Source organism: Mucilaginibacter sp., assembly GCF_028288205.1.
Classification (GTDB): Bacteria; Bacteroidota; Bacteroidia; order Sphingobacteriales; family Sphingobacteriaceae; genus Mucilaginibacter.
Genome location: NZ_JAQBOD010000051.1, coordinates 1 through 23,147 on the forward strand (window position 1 = coordinate 1; position 23,147 = coordinate 23,147).

Consider the following 23,147-nt stretch of genomic DNA (forward strand, 5'->3'; position numbering starts at 1 on the left):
GAGGTTATTAACAAAGAAAAAGAAGCAAAAAGAAAGCTTCAACAATAATAATAACCTGTTTATTTTGCTGAAGCTAATCTAAAGGAGATGACAATTTTAATTATATTGATAATCAATAACTTACAATTACGTCATTATAAGGAACCCACCAGGGCTCATCTGGAAAAAATCGTAATGACGTATGTAAAAAAGAAATTATATAAAACACGTTGTCATTTCGACGAGGAACGAGGAGAAATCTTAAACACCAGGCATGGTTGCTTAGCAGGGTATATAAGATCTCTCACTATCGTTCGAGATGACAATTTTAATTATCACTGATAATCAATAACTTACAATCACGTCATTATAAGCGATAGCGTGGCAATCTCTGCGCGACACGGTCGCCTGGTTACCTATCGTGTAGAGATTGCCACACTCGTACCTCGTTCGCGATGACGCGCGGGTGGGTTGTGCAGGGGAGCCGTCCTGCAAAGCGGGTAAGGCAAAATGGATGGTGCCGATGGGGCAGTAATCCCCACCTCTCCTCACCTCGTCATTGCGAGCGATAGCGTGGCAATCTCTGCGCGACAGGGTCGTCTGGTTGCCTATTGCACTGAGATCGCCACACTCATATTCCGTTCGCGACGACGTGCGATAGATATACCCTTAACCGCTACGCTCGTCTTTGTTCAATGAATGCTTCAGCTTTTAAGAATTGTATTAAAAAACCTTCTCTTATGAATTTAAAAATTATGACTTTCATAATTTTTCATTGCTACCAATATTTTAGGCCTGATTATGGCTTAATTGTTGAATAAAAATCGTTTATTAGCTTTTGAAACAGGTAATTGCCAACCTATTTTTTAGCAATAGCGTAAAACTGTTTGTGGGCAGGGACGAATAATTTAATAGTTGATATGGAAGAGAATCCTATAGATCCGGAATTGGAACTAAATAAAATATTAGAAGATGATGATACGTTTCAACACGTTAATAACCCCATCATCGGAATAAAACCCATCATAAAAAAATATCTCGGGATACCTAATCATGCAGACCAACTTGGTAATAAATTTTTCTTTACAGATGGCGAAGCTAAGGTTGAGATAGTTGTAGTTACACATGAAATTATACGTGTAAGGCTGGCACCGCATGGTGTTTTCCTTGAAGAATTCTCGTACGCTGTACCAAAGCTTGAACAAAAAGCTACCGCGTTTACTTTGTTCGAAAATGAGAAAGAGTATCGCGTATCAACCAATACTATAAATTGCCATATCCGTAAGGAAGACTTTTTTATATCATTTTCTGATAGTAAGGACCATGTAACCAGTATGGATGCGGTGCCTATGCACTGGGAAGAGAATGTTTCTTTTGGTGGTTATTATGTTTTTTGCACCAAAACCTGCGCGCCCGAAGAAAGCTTTTTTGGTTTAGGTGATAAAGCGACCGAACTTAATTTACGCGGAAAAAGGTTTGTAAACTGGAACACGGATGCTTACTCATTTCAATGGAACCAGGACCCGATATATCGTACCATACCTTTTTATATAAGTGTAAATGAAGGTATAGCGCACGGTATTTTCTTTGACAATACCTTTAAATCGCATTTTGATTTTGGTGCCGAAAAGAAGGACCAAACAAGTTTTTGGGCAGATGGAGGCGAGTTGCAATACTACTACATCCACGGTCCGCATATGATGGATGTGGTTAAAAACTATCATATTATAACAGGTACGCACCCCATGCCGCCGCTTTGGGCATTTGGGTACCACCAATGCCGCTGGAGTTATTATCCTGAAGCTAAAGTTAGGGCGATAGCCAATACTTTCCGTAAAGAGCAAATTCCATGTGATGGTATCTATTTGGATATTGATTATATGGATGGTTACCGTTGCTTCACCTGGAACAAAAAATATTTTCCTGACCCTAAAAAGATGATCGGTGAGCTTGCCGCCGATGGTTTTAAAACCGTAGTAATTATTGACCCGGGAATACGTGTTGATGATAATTACTGGGTATTTAAAGAAGGAAAAGAGAACAGGTATTTTTGCCGCCGAAGCGATGATTATTTTATGGAGGGCCACGTTTGGCCGGGCCGTTGCCAGTTCCCGGATTTTACTAATCCGGATGTACGCACCTGGTGGGGTGGGTTGTTTGAGGGATTGGTAGAAATGGGTGTTGCAGGTGTATGGAACGATATGAATGAGCCTGCTGTGTTTGGCACCAGCACTTTTCCTGATGATGTACGCCACCAATATGACGGGCACCGCGGATCGCACCGTAAGGCGCATAATGTTTATGGCATGCAAATGGTACGCGCTACCTACGAAGGTTTACGCACCATCATGAAGAATAAGCGCCCTTTTACTATTACCAGGGCAGGTTACTCTGGTGTACAACGTTACTCGTCTGTTTGGACGGGTGATAATGTGGCTACCTGGGAGCATTTAAAATTGGGTAATATACAGTTACAGCGACTTTCTATATCAGGTATACCGTTTTGCGGTACAGATATAGGCGGCTTTAGTGGCGAGCCTGACGGCGAATTGTTTACCCGCTGGATACAAATGGGAACTTTTTCGCCATTTATGCGCGCGCACTCTGCCGGCGATACCAAAGAACGTGAGCCATGGAGCTTTGGCGAACCGTATACTTCCATCAATCGTAAATTTATTGAACTGCGTTACAGGCTGATACCCTATTTGTATTCTACCTTCTGGGAACACCACCGTTATGGTTTCCCCATATTAAGGCCGGTGGTAATGCAGGAGCAGGAACAACACAGTAACCATTTCCGCCAGGACGAATTTACCTATGGCGATAAAATACTGATATGCCCGGTATTAGAACAGGGGCAAAAAAGCCGTAAAGTTTACCTGCCTGTAGGCAAATGGTATAATTTCTGGACATTGGAGCTGATAGATGGAGGCAAGGAAATTGAGGTGCTTACACCATTAGCTACTATACCTATTTTTGTTAAGGCCGGCTCTGTTATACCAGAATACCCGGTAATGCAATACGTAGGTGAAAAAGAAATAGAAGAAGTTAAGCTGAATGTTTATTTCAGCAATTACGAAGCTAACTCGTTCTTCTTTGAAGATTATGGCGAAACTTTTGCCTATGAGCAGGATATATACTCTGAAAAGAAATTCGCGGTTAACGGTACCAAAACCAGCTTTACCATACAGCAAAGCATGGAAGGTTTGTACACACCAAGATATGAAATCTATAATTTTAATGTAACCGGTTTACCGTTCACACCATCAAAAATTATAGCCGACGGCAAGGCCATTACCGATTTTAGTGTTAATACTGATAAGATACTTGAATTTAAGTTTAGCAAGAATTTTAAGAAGATAGAATTGACTAAATAAGACTAAGATTCATTGGATTTATGGATTGCCAGGATTTAGCCTTACAGAGTTTTTAACTTTGTAAGGCTTTTTTATTTTTGAAGAGGTTACCAATAACTTTATAAAGCATACAACTTGCTTGTGTTCCGGAGTGTTCCCGGAATGACAAAAAAAGTTCTTTTTGAATCTTCCGAACGCCCATGATGAACACCAACAAGGACGGGTTACTAAACCCCGGGCGTCATCGCGAACGAGGTACGAGTGTGGCGATCTCTACACGATAGGTAAACGGGTGACCTGGCGCGCAGAGATCGCCACGCTACGCTCGCGATGACATGGTGAAGTGGGTGTTTCACATGATTCATTATCTTGTTTCACCACTCCTAAATCAGGCAATTTGCAGCTATCTGATTATCAGCAAATAAATATAAAATCATACTTAAAAGCACCGACTAATAAGTTGTTACATTTTGTTTCACCACTTTTTAGTAATTATCTCATAAACAATACTTTAAGTCAAAATCTTGTTTCACTTGTTTCATTTTGTTTCACTCTCGCGTGAAACAAGACCTCGCTGCGCGGCCTGTACTGTAGTATGCTATAACAAGTATTTGACGATTTTTGCTTAGCACCAAACAATAATGATATATTTGATTGTTATAACCTTACAAAGCTAATAGGCTAAGCTAAATATAAATCCCGTTTAGGGCTATCCATCATGGCAAAAAAAGTAACCACTACCCAATCTGTATCTGCGGAAGCAAAACCTGCAAAACAAACCAAAACTGTTAAAGAGAAGGTTGTTAAAGAAAAGGTGGCGGTTAAAAAAGTAGCCAAACCCGCAGCCCTAACTAATAATGTAAAAGAGTATAAAGCGGTTATACCTTACAGTCGCTTTACCGATTTTGATATAGACCTGTTTAAATCAGGCAAGCATTATAAGTTATATGAAAAATTCGGCTCGCATGTGGTGGAGCATAATGGTGTAGTGGGTACTTATTTCGCAGTTTGGGCGCCAAATGCTCAATATGTATCGGTAATAGCCAATTTTAACGGGTGGAAGCGCGGTTCGCATCCGTTATATATCCGTTGGGACGGCTCTGGTATTTGGGAAGGGTTTATACCAAATGTGGGCGTTGGCGAGGTTTATAAATATTTTATCAACTCATCAACCGGCGAGGACCTGGAAAAAAGTGATCCCTTTGCCCTACGCTGGGAAGTGCCGCCGCTTACCGGTTCTATAGTAGCCGATACATTTTATGAGTGGAAAGACAGCAGCTGGATGGCTAACCGCTATCAGCATAATGCTTTAGATAAGCCATATTCTGTTTACGAGGTGCATATAGGTTCATGGGCGCGTAATTGGGAAAGCCCTGACGACTTTTATACCTACGAGCAGTTAGCCGATAAATTAGTTCCTTACGTTAAGGAAATGGGGTTTACCCACATCGAGCTAATGCCTATAATGGAGCACCCATATTATCCAAGTTGGGGCTACCAGGTTAGCGGATATTTTGCCGCTTCGTCAAGATATGGCACACCGCAGCAATTAATGTTATTGATAGAACGATTTCACCAGGAAGGTATAGGCGTGATATTGGATTGGGTACCTTCACATTTCCCGGGGGATGCAATGGCGCTATACAATTTTGATGGCACACATTTATATGAGCATGCCGATGTGCGCAAAGGCTTTCATCCCGATTGGAAGTCATACATATTCAATTATGGCCGCAATGAAGTGCGCGCGTTTTTAATAAGCAATGCCCTATTCTGGCTGGATAGATACCATGTAGATGGTTTACGGGTTGACGCGGTTGCCTCCATGCTTTACCTGGATTACTCGCGTAAGGCAGGCGAATGGGAGCCAAACATATATGGCGGAAACGAGAACCTGGAAGCTATATCGTTTTTAAAAGAATTTAATGAAGCCTGTTATAGTCATTTCCCCGATATACAAACTATCGCCGAAGAATCAACTGCATTTACAGGCGTTAGCCGCCCGGTATTTTTAGGCGGACTTGGTTTTGGTATGAAATGGATGATGGGCTGGATGCATGATACGATAAAGTATTTTTCTGAGGATCCTATCAACCGTAAATATCATCACAATCAGCTAACGTTTAGTTTGATATATGCTTTTACCGAAAACTTTATGTTGCCATTCTCGCATGATGAGGTAGTATATGGTAAAGGTTCTATGCTGCGTAAAATGCCGGGTGATGAATGGCAGCAGTTTGCTAATTTACGTTTGGTATACAGTTATATGTTTACCCATCCGGGTGCTAAATTATTATTTATGGGTGATGAGTTTGCCCAGGGTGATGAGTGGAACTACCAGCATTCGCTGCCATGGCACGTGCTCGAATATCCAAACCATAATGGCATGAGCGAAGCTGTTAAGGCCCTGAATAAATTATACAGATCTGAACCAGCCCTCTATGAAAAGGCTTTTGACCCAACCGGTTTTGAATGGATAGATGGGGGTAATGCCAACGATTCTATATTGATATATACCCGAAAGGGCCATGATGCTAAAAACGACCTGGTTGTTGTATTAAATATGACACCGGTTATACGTCATGATTTTAGAGTTGGCGTACCATCAGGCGGCAACTGGAAAGAGATATTTAACTCGGATGCCCAAAAATTCTGGGGAAGCGGGGTAAGCAATAACGATGCTGTATATAGCGAAGTTGTAAACTGGCATGGCAGGGAGCATTCTATAAACATAACTATACCGCCTTTGGGCGCGACTGTATTTAAGAAAATTTAGTAATATGAGTGTTCAAGATTATTTTGATAAGCTTCCGGATGATCGAAAAGCGCCAATAGCAGCGCTCTGGAAAGCCATTGGCGATAATATCCCGGCAGGTTTTGAACCGCAGTTATGTTATAATATGCCCTCGTATGTAGTTCCGCACTCGTTGTACCCGCCCGGGTATCATTGTGATCCTAAACTGCCATTGGCATTTATCAGCATCGCTTCTCAAAAAAACTTTATTGCTGTTCATCATATGGGAATGTATGCCGATGCAAATTTGGTCGGCTGGTTTACCGCCGAATACACTAAACACAGCAAATATAAATTGGATATGGGTAAAGCCTGTATCCGCTTTAAAAAAATGGATCAAATACCTTTTGAACTAATATGCCAACTGGCAGCAAAAGTTACCCCGCAACAGTATGTTGCAATGTATGAGAAAATATTAAAGCGTTAGTTTCAGGACGTAACCGTCAAGCCAAGAAATATTAGAAATTATCCTGAATTATTGCGCCCAAACCTTGTTTTCTACGCCGATTCTTACTGTCAGCATAGCCGCGTTGAGCAGGGTGAAAATTATGGCGGTATAGTATAAGTTAAATACCAGTGGGATAATAGCTATTTCGCATACTACCTCCATATAGTTTGGATGTTTAAATATTTTGTACGGACCCTTCTTTACAGGATATACACCAGGAATGCGGTAAATTTTAGTGTTCCAGTATTTTCCCAACGATGACAGCGCCCAAAATTTAAAAGAAAGCACTAATAAAAACGCTATTAAAAAGCCGTAACTGATGGGTGTGCCTCCTCTTAAATTATACTCAGTAATTATTGATATGATAAACAGCATGTGCATAGCTACCATAAAAGGGTAGTGGCTCTGCCCGTATTGTATGGCCCCATTTTGTAAAAGCCATTTTTCGTTGCGGCTTGAAATATATAGTTCTGATAACCGCTGCAGGATCAAAAAGCTGATAAACAGGATAAAATACATGCTTAGTTTTTATTTAGCTGCAATAATACCATCTCGCTCGAAAAACCGGGCCCCATAGCCATCATCAGGCCGTAACCATCTTCAAACCCTTCGCTCATAAATCGCTCCAGCACATATAAAACTGTAGCGCTTGACATGTTACCGTTATCATTCATAACCGCCCTTGTTTTATTTAAAAAATCTCCCTCAACTGCTAAAGCATCCGTATAGGCATCCAGCACCTTTTTGCCCCCGGGATGAAAAATAAAATTCTTTATATCGCTTAGCTGCAGGTTTTGTCTGGCTAAAAATTCGGTAATATCATGGTATACGTTATCGCGAATAAAAGTGGGGATATCTTTCGAAAAAAGAACCTTAAAGCCGGTATCACTAAAGTCCCAGCCCATAACATCTAACGAATCATAGTATAATTTGCTGCTTGAGGCTACGTAATCAACTTTTTGATTTGTTTGGGTATAATTATCGCCCTTGATAATACAAGCCGCTATACCGTCTGAAAACAGGCTTGAGCCGATAAAATTGCTCTTGCTATAATCGCTTTTTATCAGCGTTAACGAACATAGCTCGACAGCTACCAGCAACACTACAGCATCGGGATTCGCGATAGCCGCCATATTTGCCTTTGCCATACCTGATACGCCCCCGCCACAACCCAAACCCCAAATAGGCGTGCGGTTAATATGCGGATTAAGTCGCATTTTGTTAATGATCAAGGCATCCACACTGGGCGTTGCCAGGCCGGTTGTTGATACAAACAGAATATCGGTAATGTCTTCCTTCTTAACTCCGGCTTTAACTATACAATCCTCAATAGCCTGCACAGAATAAGTTAAGGTAGTTTGCAGGTACTCATTGTTGCGTTGCTCAAAAGTATTTGGCTCTGTGTAGTAAGAAAGCGGTTTGCAAAAATTACGGGTAATGATCTCTGTATTATCAAAGGCAAAAATTAACCTGTCTGTTTGCGGGAAATTGGCCGAAAATAATTCATGTGCCTGTTTTTTTACGTCTTGCTGTGTTGCTTTATAAGGGAGGTCTATTGCTGCTGTTGCTGCTATAAATGGCATATACTGTTTTAAATAGATTACGTGTTAAATAGATTACGTATTTGTTTATTTAGCGGTTGCTTGCGCAGCCAACTATTCAACAATAAATATAACGGAATGTTAGCCGTACAGGTATATCTTATAAGAAGACTAACAAGCAATGCTGCACAACCTGTACCTGCGGAGGGGGGGTGTGTACTGTACCACGAACACGTGGATACACCCTGGTACACTTAAAACACAGTACGTTGAAAAATGTTCATGTTAAACACGGTAGAACCCGGTTAATTAATACTTACGGCGCCCTTTGCTACGATATCCGAAGATTTTATCTTGTCTTTTTCATCCTTCATTCCCACAATACTTATAGCTCTGGTTTTTTCACCATCAACCGTTAACACCGGAAAAGGGGCATTGGTAACCTTTGGGTTAAGCCAGATCACACTTTCACAATTTATCAATTTTATAGCAGCGTTTGTAATTTCGGTTTGTTCGGTATTCAACAGGGATATTTGCGCGTTTTTTACATCATCCATTATAATTGCGGGCCTTGCATCCATATTGCGGGTTTGCAGGGTTATATTTTGTAAAGAGATACCTTTTACATGCCTGATGTAAAGTCCGCTTGATGGCAAGGTTGCGCCAAACATTCTGCTTTCGGGGTATGCTGTTTCCTTTTCAGGGAGCGGCGCATCTGCCTCGTCGGCGGTGCCGTCACCCATTGTACTGATATTAATATTGCTTAGCACAACGTTTTCTACATCATAACCCGGAAAACCGGTAATGCTTGATGTAATTTTACTATGACTTACTGCAGTTACATTGCTAATGGTAATGTTGCGTACATGGCCGGGGTTAAATGATGCCGGATCTTTACTTTTTAATGCCCCTCTTTTACCCAGTTTTATGAAGATCGGAGTTTGTATATCTTCCATAAAAACATTATCGATAGTTACATTATCTGTAAAACCGCCATCAACATTTTCTATAGATAAGCCGGCAATTGTGGTAATTGGCTGATCAATAAATTTGATATGACTTTGCCAATGGCGAAAATTATCTTCGGATGCTTTATGAATGGTAATATTGCTGATATTGATGTTCCTAAAGCCGCTGCGCGATCCGGTACCAAATTTAACGGCATTGCAATTTGAAGCTACCACGCAATTACGAATAGTAACGTTTTCGCAAGGGATGTTAGGGTCGTCACTTTTTAAGCAAATACCATCATCATCAGAATCAATATTACAATCTTCTATTAATACGTTCCTGCTATCAATATTAATGCCGTCGTTATTTAAATTGGCATGATTATATACTTGCACACCTTTTATGTGCAAATATTCGCAGCGTACATAGGTTTCCATCCAATGTGCCGAGTTTAGTAAATGCACATTAAGTATTTCTATGTCTTTGCAATTTACCATAGTTATTATGTTGGGGCGGACGCCTTTATAGCCCGGTGCAGTATCATCACCCAATTGAAAAGCTGCAACGGCCCCGTTACCGTTAATTGTGCCATGGCCGGCAATAGCAATATGTTTTACATTTTGTGCTACAACCAGCGCCCAGGTTGCTTTTTTGCCTTCGGATGTTTTTTGATCCGGGTAATCTTTACTATCCGGGCTTCCTTTTAACTCGGCCCCATCTTCCAGGTATAGGGTAACATCATTTTTAAGAATAATTGTACCAGACATAAAAATACCGGCAGGAATGATAACCCGGCCACCATGTTGCTCACTGCATTTATCAATGGACATTTGTATGGCTTTGGTGTTGATGGTTTTTCCGTCGGCTTTTGCGCCAAAGGTTAGAATATTATAATCAGCTGAAAATCCGTAGTAGGATATGCAAAGTAACAAACCGGTAAAAAGTGCCTTCATGAGTATTGTTTTACTATGTCGAACGAACGGCAGTGAGAACTATCTCTTGAACGATAGCAAAAAAATATAAATGCACAGCGTATAGGATTTTAGATTAGTCAACTTTTAAAAGTTGACTAATCTTTTGATATATGAAAAACAACCCTTTTTCCGCCAAAGGCGAAGAGAGGGTCGGCGAGCGTAGCGTCGTCGGGGTGAGTAACCTCAGCCATGCTTACCAGAATACAGAATACAAAGCAACCAGCACACCACAAACAATAAGCGCGCCTACAGTAAAGCTCTTAGACATTTTGAACATGCTTGAATCAACTTCCAAGCCATGAACTTTTTTGCCGCTGGCATTTTCTATCATTGATATAATGTACATGCCTGCCACGCAAATAAGGAATACAAAACCCATACGGTCAAGGAATGGCATTTCATAAACCCCGGCATTGTTTACAGAAAAACCATAAGGCGCTAATGCTTTAAGGTTAATATAAGCCGGCATTACTTTAAAGCCTACAGATAATGCGAACCCGCCAATGGTAGCAAATAAAGCCGCGTTTGATGTAGCTTTTTTCCAGAAGAAGCCTAAAATGAACATAGCAAATATACCAGGGGATACAAAGCCGGTATACTCCTGTATGTATTGGAAACCGCCTTTTTTGTCAATGCCTAAATGGGTACAAAGTACTATGCCTAAAAGCATTGCTACTACCACAGTTATCTTACCAACCATCACCATGTTTTTATCGGTAGATCCCGGATTGAATTTCTTATAAATATCTAAAGTGAAAATGGTAGCAATACTATTTGTTTTTCCTGCTAATGATGCAACTACAGCGGCTGTAAGCGCTGCAAAAGACAATCCTTTTAAACCCGAAGGTAATAAGTTAAGCAGGATAGGGTATGACCTGTCAGGATTTACCTCGCCGCCAATTGTCATCTTATTATGGAAACCAAAAACATCCTGTTTATATAAAATAAAGGCCGCTATACCCGGAAGCACCACAATAACCGGCATTAATAGTTTTAAGAAAGACGCGAACAGTATACCGCCACGCGCTGTTTTCAAATCGGCGCCCAATGCCCGTTGGGTAATGTATTGGTTGCAGCCCCAATAGTTTAAGTTCACTATCCACATACCGCCAATTAACACGGTTAGGCCGGGCAAATCAATATAATTGGGGTTATCCTTTTTAAATATCATGTGGAAGTGGTCGCCGGCCTGTTCTTTCATAATCTTAAGGCCGTTTAAAACACCGGTTGTACCGTAATGGGTTGATACCAGGTTAATGGCAATATAAGTAGTAACTAAACCGCCTAATATCAAAAAGAACACCTGGATAACATCGGTATAACCAATTACCTTCATCCCGCCCAGGGTAATAATAATAGCAAATATAGCCATGCCCCATATACAAGCCTGTAAACTAACGCCTGATATGCTGCTTACCGCTAAGGCGCCCAGGTATAATATAGAAGTAAGATTTACTACTACGTATAACAGCAACCAAAAAACAGCCATTATCATAGCTACCGTACCATTGTACCGCTGGTTAAGAAACTGCGGCATGGTAAATATCTTATTTTTAAGATAAACGGGTATAAAGAAAATAGCTACTATCATCAGGGTGGCGGCTGCCATCCATTCGTAAGTAGCTATTGCGAGGCCCATTTTAAAACCGGACCCACTCATGCCGATAAATTGCTCGGCCGAAATATTTGAAGCGATCAGCGATGCGCCTATGGCCCACCAGGTAAGCGAGCCTTTTGCTAAAAAGTAATCATTAGATGTGGCGTCGGCATTGTGTTTGCGCCTGTAAACCCATAATCCATAAAAAGCTACTACAAAGAAATATATTGCAAATACTACATAGTCGCCGTTGGTCAGCTTATTCATATTAGATAAAGTTTATAAATGGTTAGCAATTATAAACTTTATCTAACGTTTTATCAAACTATATATAGCGGTTTATTAAATTTTCTATATACTCTTGTCTACCGCTTGCCAGTTTAGGCTCGCCGTTCTCGATCGCATAAGCTCTAAGGTCCTCTAAAGAAAGTTTTCCTTCTTCAAATTCTTTACCCTTGCCGGCATCAAACGAAGCGTAACGGTCCTTGCGGATCTGCTTGTAATCTGATTTTTGCAGAATGTTATCAGCGTTTATCAAAGCTCTTGCAAAAACATCCATACCACCAATGTGTGCATAAAAAAGATCTTTCGGATCGGTAGAGTTACGGCGTATCTTAGCATCAAAGTTTATACCACCACCCTGGAAACCACCGGCTTCTAAAATGATCAGCATATATTCTGTAACCTCATTAATATCATTCGGGAACTGGTCGGTATCCCAACCGTTTTGGGTATCACCACGGTTAGCATCTATCGAGCCTAACAAACCATTGTCAGCCGCAACCTGCAGGTCATGCTGGAAGGTGTGGCCCGCTAAAGTAGCGTGGTTAACTTCTAAGTTCAGTTTAAAATCACCCAACAGGTCATATTTTTGCAGGAAACCAAATACGGTTGCCGCGTCATAATCATACTGGTGTTTAGTAGGCTCGCAAGGTTTAGGCTCGATAAAGAAAGTACCTTTAAAACCTTGTTTGCGGGCATAATCTTTAGACGCGTGTAAAAATTTAGCAAGATGCTCCTGCTCGCGTTTCATGTCTGTATTCAGCAGGGTCATGTAGCCTTCGCGGCCACCCCAGAAAACATAGTTTTCGCCACCCAGAGCAATAGTAGCATCTAAAGCGGCTTTAACTTGCGCGGCGCCATGTGTTAATACATGAAAATCTGGGTTGGTAGCTGCACCGTTCATGTACCTGCGGTTAGAGAATAAGTTTGCAGTACCCCAAAGCAACTTAACACCACTTTCGGCTTGCTTTTGTTTAGCATATTCAACAAGGGCCTGTAAGCGCCTGTCGTTTTCGTTGATATCATTACCATAATCAACCACATCTACATCATGGAAGCAATAGTATGGCAGGTTCATTTTAGTTAAAAACTCAAATGCCGCGTCCATTTTGTCCTTGGCGCGTTCAACCGCGTCGGTTTTTTTGTTCCATTCAAATACGTGGGTAGGCTCGCCAAACGGATCAGCGCCATTGCCTACAAACGAGTGCCAGTAAGCACCTGCAAAGCGTAAATGATCTTTCATGGTTTTGCCGGCCACTACCTTATCCGCATCATACCAGCGGAATGCTAACGGATTGTCTGATCCCTGGCCTTCAAATTTGATCTGGCCAATTCCTTTAAAAAATTCTGTGTCGCCTGTTACTATTTTTGCCATTATATTTTGTTGTTATTTTTTTAAGTTTATTAGTTTACTGCAGTATGCAGATGAGTTTCTTTTGCTATTGATAAATGTTTACCCAGCAAGTCTTTCCATTCCTGGTAAACAGGTTCGAATAAATTAGATGTTGGTTCAATTAATTGTACAGGATGCATATGGATAAATGCCTCGGCCGGCGATGAGAATATACCTGCCCCAATACCTGCACCTAAAGCCGCGCCAACACTGCCGTCATTTTTATACAATTCAACCGGGATGCCGGTGGCGTTTACAAATGTTTGCGTAAACAGGTCGCTTAAAAATAAATTTGCTTTACCTGCACGTATTACGGTAGGGTTCATCCCGTTTTCACGCATAATATCAACCCCGTAGCGAAACGCGCATGCAATACCTTCCTGTACGGCCCTGAATATATGAGCCTGGGTATGCAAATTCAAATCGATATGATGAAAGTGTACACCTATTAATTCATTATTCAGCATGCGTTCGGCACCGTTACCAAACGGCAATATACGTAAACCATCACTACCCAGGGGGGCTTTGTTAGCCAGCTCATTCATTTGCGTATAACTAACTGCCGACCCAAATAAGTTCTTTGTCCAGCGGTATAAACTGCCGGTGCCGTTGATGCATAGTAAAACGCCCAGACTTTTTTGCTGCTCCGTATAATTAACATGCGCGAATGTGTTAACACGCGATTGCGGATCATAGGTCAGCTCATCACTAACACCATAAATTACGCCTGATGTACCTGCGGTAGCCGCAACCTCACCCGGATTTAACACATTTAGTGAAAGCGCGTTGTTTGGCTGGTCGCCGGATTTGTATGCGATTGGAATGCCTGCTTTTAATCCTAATTTTTCGGCTATGGAACCTAACAGGCCACCATGATTTGAAAATACGGGATGAATAGGAGGGAACAAGCTTTCGCTAAATCCGTAATAATCAATAATATCTTTTGATAAACGGTTATTTAAAAAGTCGAAGAAAACCCCTTCAGACAATGCCGATATAGAGGTAGTAATTTCGCCGCTTAGCTTCATGGCAATAAAATCGCCGGGAAGCATAATTTTATCTATCTGCGCGTATATCTCTGGCTCATTCTTTTTTACCCATGCCAGTTTAGAAGCGGTAAAGTTGCCAGGAGAGTTTAATAAATGCGATAAGCATTTTTCATGCCCAATGTCATCAAAAGCTTTATCGCCAATTTCAACCGCGCGGCTGTCGCACCAAATAATGCTGTCGCGCAGTAATTTTTGATCCTTGTTAACCAATACCAAACCATGCATCTGGTAAGCGATACCTATGGCCGAAATATCAAGCGGATTATATTTTTGTGTACTGTTACACAAGGCGATAGCTTGCTGTACATGTTGCCACCACATTTCGGGAGATTGCTCTGCCCAGCCCAGTTGCAACGACGTAATTGGCGACTCCGTTTCGGGATATTGAGCCGATGTCAGCGTTTTTTGCGACGCGGCATCAACTATTGATACTTTTATAGATGAAGTGCCTATATCAATTCCTAATAGTAACATGTTATGTATTAGTTAGTTGTATAAAAAATGATCAGTTTGTCAATCGGTAGTATAATTGTGCAACGAAATTAATTTTTTTTTTGAAAACGCAATCGATTGCCATGATTTATTTTTATCATATTTGTAATTACCAAAAATGAAACCTAAAAAACGTATCACTATTTATGATATAGCCGAGAAGCTTAACATCACTGCTTCGTCTGTATCGCGCGCGCTCAATAACAGTAATCACGTTAACGAGGCTACTAAAAACTTAGTATTAAAAACCGCTGCCGAGCTTAATTATAAACGTAATCTGCTGGCATCCAATCTACGCATGGGCAAAACCAAAACTATTGGTGTGGTTGTACCGCGTATCAATCAGAACTTTTTCTCGAATGTTATTGCCGGGATTGAGGATGCTACTTATCAAAAAGGGTATAACCTGATTATCTGCCAGTCTAACGAGTCGCATAGTAAGGAAGTAAAGTGTGTTAATACGCTGATGAACCAGCATGTGGATTGTATTGTTATTTCGGTATCAGTTGAAAGTGATGACCATACTCATTTGGCAAATGTTATTGAACAGGGTATACAACTTATACAGTTTGACCGTGTAGCGGAAGAGTTGGAGACCCTTAAGGTTATTAATGATAATGAAACAGCATCAATGGAAGCTGTTGTTCATTTAATTCAACAAGGGTATAAGCGTATTGCTCTGCTGGAGGGGCCGCAAAACTTAAGCATTTTTAAACAGCGTAAAACCGGTTATTTAAACGCGCTGAAGAAATACAATATACCTATTAATAATGAATTGATTATTGAAAACGCCTGGACAAAAGAGCTTGGTGCCGCAGCCACCCGTAAACTATTAAGCCTTCCGCAGCCACCTGATGCCATATTTGCTTCCACATCTGATTTTTCTGCACTGGGGGTATTAGACGTTGCCCATGATATGGATATTAAAGTACCCTCTCAATTAGGCATATTAGGTTATTCTAATGAAGCGTTTACAGAGATAACCACACCATCTATAACTACGATAGATCAGTTTAGTGTGCACATGGGTAAAACCATTGCTAACTTGTATTTCGAGGAAATGGAAAACAAAGAAGTTGCCGTTACGCCAAAAGTTATCAGCATAAAACCGCAGCTGATCATTCGTTCTTCTACACTGAAAAATAAATAATTATTTACTCACTACTATCTGATTTGGTTCGGAGGCAACAATTTGAAGCGTGTTTTTGTATAGCTCCAAAACGCCGGTTACGCAAAGGTGTTTCTTTTTTAGGTTGGCCCAATCTAAAGAAATCTTATTACCCTTTATAGCTATAATAAATTTCTGATTAGGGAAATTACCACCCATATTAATCAGCGTTAGCGTATCATTAAATACCTTTACAGAATAAACAGTATCGCAAAGGGTAGCTGTTTTGCCTATATGTTTTTTAAAGTCGATAAAGTCAATGGTTTGCTGAGCTTTTACTTTGGCCGAAAAGCAAACAACTAAAGCAAATAGCAATACTAATTTTTTCATGGGAGACATGTTTACTGTAAAGTTACTTAAAAACTAATTTGCTGCCATAATAATTGCATTACCTTTGATTGAACAAATCAACTATGAAAACAGATAACAACACAGAACCGGTTGAAGTATTTGCAGGTACCGTATTGGATGCAGGTATGATACAAAGCTTATTAGAACAAGAGGGTATACCAGCCTTTATACACAACGAATATATGGGCAGTATTGCACCATGGCAGGTTACAGCAGGTGGATCAGATGCTGCCAAAGTGGTTGTGGCAAAGGCAAATCATACTAAAGCAGTACAAGTTATAAATGACTACGGACAAGAGTAAAACTGGCTTTTTCTTTCATCAGGGCATTGAGCAAAATAGGCTTTAAAGCGCACGCTATCTTTTTCATTTGCAACAATTATAAATTACCCCAATGCTTATTAATTCTATTTTACCGTATAATGAAACACCTGTCTTCCTAATCTGCCGTACAGATCCAGCCCTTCTACTACTACCCGATAGTTCCCGGTACCATCTGCATTAAAAAAGTTAACACTTGTTTTGCCGGTCTCGCCGGTTGTTATACCCGGTTTCCAGAAAACGGTTGTACGCAAATCCGGCAATTGTGTATTAGTTTTAGGGTTAGCATAGTCCGGGTGGTAAAACTGTTTTCTTAGATCATAGCCAACTTTAAAGGTATATGCTTTTAATCCTTGTGGTTTATTGTAGCCGGGGGTACGGCGTTCTGTTTCGTAAGCGGTGTAGTCAACATCACCCTTTTTAGTAGTGATAACCAATACACCGTTTGATCCATGCATGCCGTATAAAGCGGCCGCACCGCCTCCACGCAATATCTCGACACTTGATACATCAGAGCTAACAACACTTTCAAGCCCGCGCCCACTAATACCATCTACAATAACATACATAGGCAAATCAAATCCCCTTATAAATATGCGGCCATTATCGCTATATCCACCGGTTATCCGGCCTGCTAAACAGGTGGAAAGATCACTTTGGCAGGGCAATAAGTCTATAAAAGTAAGTACCTGGTCGGCATTGCCCGGGCCTGCAAGGTTCTCTGAGTGCATGGTAGCGACCTGTTTAATAGTTTCCTTGGTTATTTTTTCTTTGACAACAATTTCCTTCAGCATAATATGGTTTAGCATTCCGTTTTTATCCAGTTCATCAAACCGCTGTTTGCTTTCATCAAGATAGGCTGCAAAATCATTGTTCGCAGATGGATCCTGCGGCAAGTGTTTTATGGTTACCGGCTGAGGTGTTTGCTCATCAATTTCTATATTATCGTATTTTTTGCCTTTCGCATCAGTAGCTGTAATGCTGTAAGTAGTGCCTTTTCTGAAAGGGAACTTATTAAAATTAAAGCGTCCCTGTGCATTGGTTACTGTGTCAACTATTATACCATCGCCAATGTTTACCAGTAAAGTAACCCTGGCGCCGGCTATGGGCAAAGGTTTCTTTTTGCTGTTGGTTAATACCCTGCCATTAAGGCCCAGGCCATCCTCTGCCTGGTAGGTTAGGGTAGGTAAGTTATGCGATAATACGTCCTTCCATATAAATTTGCGCCATCCCTGGGTAAGCATTAGGTTATCCAATTCGCCCGATTTATTGTCTACATCATCTGTAAAATAATAATTTGGCTGCTCCACATAGCCTTTAATATCAGAGGTAAGCAGCAGGTTAGAGAAAATAGTTGTCTCGTTTAATTCCTTGTAAGGTACTTTCGCTTCATCGGTAACCGCCATGGAGAATGTACCAACCACAGGTTTTTCATCCTGATCGGTAATTTCCATATCTAAATGTACGTTATCACGCTTTTTGTAAGCGGCTTTATCTGCGGTAATATTTAATTTTAAATGATTGTCATTATTGTGAATAAATATTAACCGTTCAGCTATCGGCTGGTAATCGGGCGAGAATAAGGTGAATTGTGTTATGCCTTCGGGAAAACGGTTTTTGGGGATACGCGCGGTAAAGCTGTTACTGGTTAATGTTTTTTTACCCACGTACTGCACAATGTTATTTGCCTGTGCAACCAGCGAAAGCTCGCCATTTAATAAACTATTACTGGCCTGTATATTAACAATAACATTATCATTGGCTTGTACAACCGACAGTACGTAGCCTTGCACAACAACAGCCGGCAACGCTACCTTTTTTTCATTACCATCAGCCAGTTTAATTACAGCGGTATAGGTGTTGTTTGCGGCAGGCTGTAGTATAAACGACCCCATGCCGGCATGTTCTGACTGAAAAGATGTTACCGGGTTATTATCCTTATCTACAATTATCCCGGATATTTCCCTGCCCAACCCATCACTACCCACCGCTTTAAAACCTACTTTTGAAGTTATATCATTTACCAGCGTGCCACTTTCTGGAAAGAATTGTACGCTTACATCGCCTGTTATGGTTTTAGGGGATGCAGTTACCTGCGTATTGGTAACAGCCGCGGTGTTTTGAGCAGGGCCACCCGGTGTGTTTGATTTTGGAGGCAAGGCATTGCCTATCATTATCTCCTTATCAAAAAAGTATTCTTCGCCCAAATTGCGCATTAGGTTGGTATAAGCACGCAGGCGATAAGCGCCGGCCTTCAATAACGTATCGCTAAGGGTAATAGAGCTCCAGCCAAAACCATTGGTAAGCGGTATGCGCAGGCTTGTTTTTATAGAGTCTTTATCATCAATAAGGTCCGCATATAGTATTTGGCTCAGCGCCGAAAGCTCATTACTCTGTATAACTACATAAGCCTTCATCCAGATGGTATCGCCCAAACTATAAAATGGTTTATCAAAATGTATATGCACTTTTTCAACAGATACCTTTCTCCTGAAACTATCTAACGATGCCGCGATGGTTTGCAGCCTGGTAGGGGCAGGGTTTGTTGAAGGTGTTTCTTGTGCTTTTACACAGATGCAGGTAAACATTAGCAGGATAAGCAGGAATCTTTTCATATGGATATTATTGATGGCAATTTGGTTTAGATGATGATTAATTATACACTAAATACCTGGATAAGTAAAAAAGGGGGGATGGAAATAAAATAATTATGAGAATAACTTTAAAGGTTGTAGCTCCCGCTGAAAAGCACGTGTTGCATTGCGCAACACATGCGACACCCTGTAACAGTGTGCAAAACTGGCAAAATGATTTATTTAACCGTGTAATGATACACTTGCCTACCCATTTTCCCATCAGGGCCCAGGCCTTCTATTACTACACGATAATTACCTGTACTATCCGAGTTAAAAAAATCAACACTTGCTTTTCCCTGAAATGTGGTAATTATATTGGGTTTCCAGTAAATGGTCGACCGCAGATCAGGCACTTGTGTATTGGCTGGCTGGGTATAATCGGGCGAGTAAAATTGCCTTCTCATATCATATCCGTTAAAAGCATAGTTTTTTAAACCCGCGGCTTTATCATATCCGCGTTGGCGCGAAGTTTCATAGGCGCTATAATTGATATCGCCTTTTTTAAGCGTAACTATTATAACACCATTGGCGCCATGTAAACCATACAGGGCTGATGCACCTCCGCCGCGTAATACTTCAACACTTGATACATCTGCAGACATGATAGTTGTTAAGCCATCTGGGCGCTCAATACCATCAACAATAACGGTCATGGGCGCATCAAACCCGCGCGAATAAGGTACCATACCAGCTCCAGGAGTGCGAGCGCTATCCGGCTTAAAGCGTATGTTGGTTAACCTGCCCTCTAAACATTTTGAAAGATCATACTGGCAGCCTAACAGATCAATAAAGGTGAGCACCTGGTCGGCGTTACCCGGTCCCGCCAAACTGGCTGAATTTTTAACGGCAATTTCCTTGATGTTAACTTCCTGAAGCATAATAGCGTTATCCGATGTTTTTTCTTTGAGCAATCCATCAAAACGGGCCTTACTATTTTCAATATAGGTTGTAAAATTGCTGTTTGCCGGTTGCTCATAAGGCAAATTATTAATGGCCGGCAATTCATAATTTTGTTTATCTACATCTATTTTTAAGTTTTTATTTCCTTTAGCATCTACAGCCGATATGTTATAAGATGTGCCTTTTGCGAATGGAAAATTAGCAAAGGTAAAGCGCCCGTCGCTATTAGCAACAGTATCATACAATATACCGCTGCCAACATTAAATAAAACAAAAACTTTAGCGCCGCGTACCGGCGTTCCTCCCTTTGTTATGCGCCCGCTGATGCCCACGCCTGTTTCTGCCCGGTAGGTTAATGCGGGTGGCGCATTTGATAAAATATCCTTCCATGCAAATCTGCGCCATCCCTGGGTAAGCAGTAGGTTATCCAGTTGGTTTGTTTTATCGGCAGTTATGGCTGTAAAATAATAATTGGGCTGTTCTACATAGCCTTTTAAATCTGATGTTAGCAGAAGGTTAGAGAAAATTGTTTTTTCATCAACTTCGTCAAAGGGTACTTTTGTTTCATCGGTAACAGCCAAAGAAAAAGCGGCGGTAACAGGTCTACCATTATTATCGGTAACATTTAAGTTAAGATGCACCTTTTCGCGTTTTTTATACCCTGTTTTATCAGCGCCTATGTTCACTATAAGATCGCTGTAGGCATGATGAACAAATACCAGCCGTTCCGCCACGGGCTGGTAATCGGGCGAAAATAGTGTAAGCTGCACTATCCCTTCTGGAAACCTGCTTTTTGGTATAAGGGTTGTAAAAACATTACGTTCGACTGTTTTTGTAGCGGCATACTGAACTATGTTATTTGCCTGTGCAACAAGTGCTATACTACCCAAATTGCTGCTGGCGCTTACACTAACAGCTATATTATTATCATTTTGGGTAACGGTAAGTACATAACCACTGTCTTTTGCTTTTGGCAGTGCTATTCGTTTTTCAATGCCATTGTATTTGATAATTGCGGTATAGGTGTTTCCGGGGGTAGGTTGCAGCATAAATGTACCCATACCTGCATGTTCAGACTGTAAGGTGGTAACCTGCTTATTATTCCTATCAACCACATAGCCTGATATTTCCCGGCTTAACCCATCGGTACCTATAGCCTTAAAGGCTACTTTAGCGGTAAGCCCGGTAACCAGGTCGCCCCCTTCAGGGAAGAAACTAACGCTGATATCCTGCCCTTTAGTTCCTTGTATATTGTTATCAACAGCAGCAATGTGGGCTGATGAAAGTGCATTGCCTATTTTTACGGCTTTATCAAAAAAATATTCGCTGCCCATGTTGCGCATCCAGTTAGTATATGCGCGGATATGGTAATTGTCCGCCTGTAATAAACTATCGCTCAGGGTAATTGCTCCCCAGCCTAATCCTTTGGTAACAGGTATAGTGCCGGTGGTTTTAATAATGCCCTTATCATTAACAATATCTATATGCAAAACTTTGCTTAATGGCGAAAGTTCGTTGCTGCCATTAACTACATAAGCTTTCATCCATATGGTGTCGCCCAAGCTATAAAAAGGCTTGTCAAAATGGATGTGCACTTTTTCAACATATGCTTTGCTGCTGTACTCATTTAAAGAAGCTGCAATTGTTTTAAGCTTTTCGGCCGCCGGGGTTGTTGCCGGTTTTTCCTGCGCTTTAACACAAAAACAGGTAAAGGCGAGCAGGATGAAAAAAAGTTTTTTCATGGTCTATGTTAATTAAATAATGGTAACGCTATGGTTAATAATTGGTTGCTTAAATATACACTAAATACGCCAGTCAAACAAAAAGGTTGTTTCATAAAAAAGAATCGCTTGTTTTTTAATTGATTGCATACTTGGATAGCTGTTGAAAACCCGGGTCCCAAAGTGCAAAATCAGGTGCAATTAACAAACAGATACCTTGTTTAAGACCGTGCATTTATTGGGGGTATGAAAAAAAAAGGTCATGGGAGAAAATAACGATAAGTAAATAAAATTGAAAAATAGCCTCCAAAAAAAAACAATTAAGCATTTTACCGACTTATATTGACATTTAAAACAAATTAACAGATCGTTTGGTTTATAGACAGATAAATTGCTATGTTACAAAAGAAAATTCTGATAATTGAAGATGATAATGATATTTTAGATGTACTTAAAACCGTACTTAGCTATAATCATTTCACTGTAAAAGGACTCGCCCGAACTGACGATATTCTGAAATCAATTGAAAAGTATAAACCTGATTTAATATTGACTGATTATCTATTGTCAGGAATGAATGGCGGCAAAATTTGCCAGGTAATAAAAAGCAATAAAGAAACATGTCATCTTCCTGTTATTTTAATATCAGCTTACCAGGAATTAGCTATATCACTGGGCAATTTTGGCTTCGATGCCTTTATTAGAAAACCATTTGACATTAACCATCTTATTACAACCATTAATAAATTTTTAAATTAAAAGAACGGAAGTAATAGTAAAAATCTGCAGAAATTTTGAATAGAAAAAGTCTCTAATTATTGAAATTAGAGGCTTTTGTGAACCCAGTGGTACAGATTTCGAACCAGTTTATAGAAGATTTGAGAAAAATATCTAATTTAAAATGATACACTTATCTGCAAGCTGTGGTTAAAAAAGTAGGCTGGTCGTTCCAAAGCTGATAGGAAAGGAACCGATAAGAACAGGCTGGCCTCTTTACCTTTTTAATTACCTGGTTAAAGACCGGTGTAACCCCAAAACGGCCTTGGTTTCAGAGGTTATATGCCCGATAACGTGATACCATGCAGTAACATTCGTTGGTTTAACCTGGACAAGTACAGCCATCTCGGAAATTAATTAATGATGTCTCCTTTATTATTGGCCAGCCTTTCCCGCCATTTTTGGAGTTCATCAGGTG

Annotated in this window: 16 protein-coding genes; 6 read left to right on the top strand and 10 right to left on the bottom strand. The window is 40.6% G+C overall.

Annotation, left to right across the window (positions count from 1 at the left end; genetic code table 11):
• Positions 1 to 324: 324 nt before the first annotated feature.
• A complete protein-coding gene (locus tag JWR23_RS11855; protein ID WP_299516305.1) occupies positions 325 to 531 on the bottom strand; it encodes a hypothetical protein in 207 nt (68 codons plus the stop codon).
• Positions 532 to 899: 368 nt separating this feature from the next.
• Between JWR23_RS11855 and JWR23_RS11860 the strand changes: the two genes are divergently transcribed.
• The 3 genes from JWR23_RS11860 to JWR23_RS11870 all read left to right on the top strand — a co-directional run bounded on the left by JWR23_RS11860 (position 900) and on the right by JWR23_RS11870 (position 6,556).
• On the top strand, positions 900 to 3,356 hold the full coding sequence (locus JWR23_RS11860; RefSeq protein WP_299516306.1) for a glycoside hydrolase family 31 protein: 2,457 nt from the start codon (positions 900 to 902) through the stop codon (positions 3,354 to 3,356).
• Between the two features lie 697 nt (positions 3,357 to 4,053).
• Positions 4,054 to 6,111: a 1,4-alpha-glucan branching protein GlgB gene (glgB, locus tag JWR23_RS11865; RefSeq protein WP_299516307.1), complete on the top strand. Its 2,058-nt coding sequence runs from the start codon at positions 4,054 to 4,056 to the stop codon at positions 6,109 to 6,111.
• 4 nt (positions 6,112 to 6,115) lie between these two features.
• Positions 6,116 to 6,556: a DUF1801 domain-containing protein gene (locus JWR23_RS11870; RefSeq protein ID WP_299516308.1), complete on the top strand. Its 441-nt coding sequence runs from the start codon at positions 6,116 to 6,118 to the stop codon at positions 6,554 to 6,556.
• A gap of 48 nt (positions 6,557 to 6,604) precedes the next feature.
• Here the strand turns inward: JWR23_RS11870 and JWR23_RS11875 are convergent, their stop codons facing one another.
• The 6 genes from JWR23_RS11875 to JWR23_RS11900 all read right to left on the bottom strand — a co-directional run bounded on the left by JWR23_RS11875 (position 6,605) and on the right by JWR23_RS11900 (position 14,838).
• Entirely contained in the window at positions 6,605 to 7,096 is a 492-nt protein-coding gene (locus JWR23_RS11875) for an isoprenylcysteine carboxylmethyltransferase family protein (RefSeq protein ID WP_299516309.1), read from the bottom strand.
• A gap of 2 nt (positions 7,097 to 7,098) precedes the next feature.
• Positions 7,099 to 8,160: a type III polyketide synthase gene (locus tag JWR23_RS11880; protein WP_299516310.1), complete on the bottom strand. Its 1,062-nt coding sequence runs from the start codon at positions 8,158 to 8,160 to the stop codon at positions 7,099 to 7,101.
• Positions 8,161 to 8,423: 263 nt separating this feature from the next.
• Positions 8,424 to 10,022 (bottom strand): glycosyl hydrolase family 28 protein, encoded by a 1,599-nt coding sequence (locus tag JWR23_RS11885; protein WP_299516311.1) that lies wholly within the window; start codon positions 10,020 to 10,022, stop codon positions 8,424 to 8,426.
• A gap of 214 nt (positions 10,023 to 10,236) precedes the next feature.
• Positions 10,237 to 11,907: a sodium/sugar symporter gene (locus JWR23_RS11890; protein WP_299516312.1), complete on the bottom strand. Its 1,671-nt coding sequence runs from the start codon at positions 11,905 to 11,907 to the stop codon at positions 10,237 to 10,239.
• 58 nt (positions 11,908 to 11,965) lie between these two features.
• Positions 11,966 to 13,297: a xylose isomerase gene (gene xylA / locus JWR23_RS11895; RefSeq protein WP_299516313.1), complete on the bottom strand. Its 1,332-nt coding sequence runs from the start codon at positions 13,295 to 13,297 to the stop codon at positions 11,966 to 11,968.
• Between the two features lie 29 nt (positions 13,298 to 13,326).
• On the bottom strand, positions 13,327 to 14,838 hold the full coding sequence (locus JWR23_RS11900) for an FGGY family carbohydrate kinase (RefSeq protein ID WP_299516314.1): 1,512 nt from the start codon (positions 14,836 to 14,838) through the stop codon (positions 13,327 to 13,329).
• Between the two features lie 136 nt (positions 14,839 to 14,974).
• Here JWR23_RS11900 and JWR23_RS11905 point away from each other — a divergent pair, with 136 nt between their 5' ends.
• Positions 14,975 to 16,006: a LacI family DNA-binding transcriptional regulator gene (locus JWR23_RS11905; RefSeq protein WP_299516315.1), complete on the top strand. Its 1,032-nt coding sequence runs from the start codon at positions 14,975 to 14,977 to the stop codon at positions 16,004 to 16,006.
• Here the strand turns inward: JWR23_RS11905 and JWR23_RS11910 are convergent, their stop codons facing one another.
• The gene (locus tag JWR23_RS11910) at positions 16,007 to 16,354 is read right to left on the bottom strand and encodes a hypothetical protein (RefSeq protein ID WP_299516316.1); all 348 of its coding nucleotides are present in this window, start codon (positions 16,352 to 16,354) and stop codon (positions 16,007 to 16,009) included. It lies immediately after the preceding gene.
• Positions 16,355 to 16,437: 83 nt separating this feature from the next.
• Here JWR23_RS11910 and JWR23_RS11915 point away from each other — a divergent pair, with 83 nt between their 5' ends.
• On the top strand, positions 16,438 to 16,677 hold the full coding sequence (locus JWR23_RS11915; protein ID WP_299516317.1) for a DUF2007 domain-containing protein: 240 nt from the start codon (positions 16,438 to 16,440) through the stop codon (positions 16,675 to 16,677).
• A gap of 104 nt (positions 16,678 to 16,781) precedes the next feature.
• On the opposite strand, the gene JWR23_RS11920 is transcribed toward JWR23_RS11915, so the two are convergent.
• Positions 16,782 to 19,310, bottom strand: coding sequence for a TonB-dependent receptor plug domain-containing protein (locus JWR23_RS11920; RefSeq protein ID WP_299516318.1), 2,529 nt, complete (start codon positions 19,308 to 19,310; stop codon positions 16,782 to 16,784).
• Positions 19,311 to 19,507: 197 nt separating this feature from the next.
• Positions 19,508 to 21,973, bottom strand: coding sequence for a TonB-dependent receptor plug domain-containing protein (locus tag JWR23_RS11925; protein WP_299516319.1), 2,466 nt, complete (start codon positions 21,971 to 21,973; stop codon positions 19,508 to 19,510).
• A gap of 375 nt (positions 21,974 to 22,348) precedes the next feature.
• Between JWR23_RS11925 and JWR23_RS11930 the strand changes: the two genes are divergently transcribed.
• Positions 22,349 to 22,711 carry a response regulator gene (locus JWR23_RS11930; protein WP_299497799.1) on the top strand — a complete coding sequence of 121 codons (363 nt, stop codon included), beginning with the start codon at positions 22,349 to 22,351 and terminating at the stop codon, positions 22,709 to 22,711.
• Positions 22,712 to 23,147 lie beyond the last annotated feature (436 nt).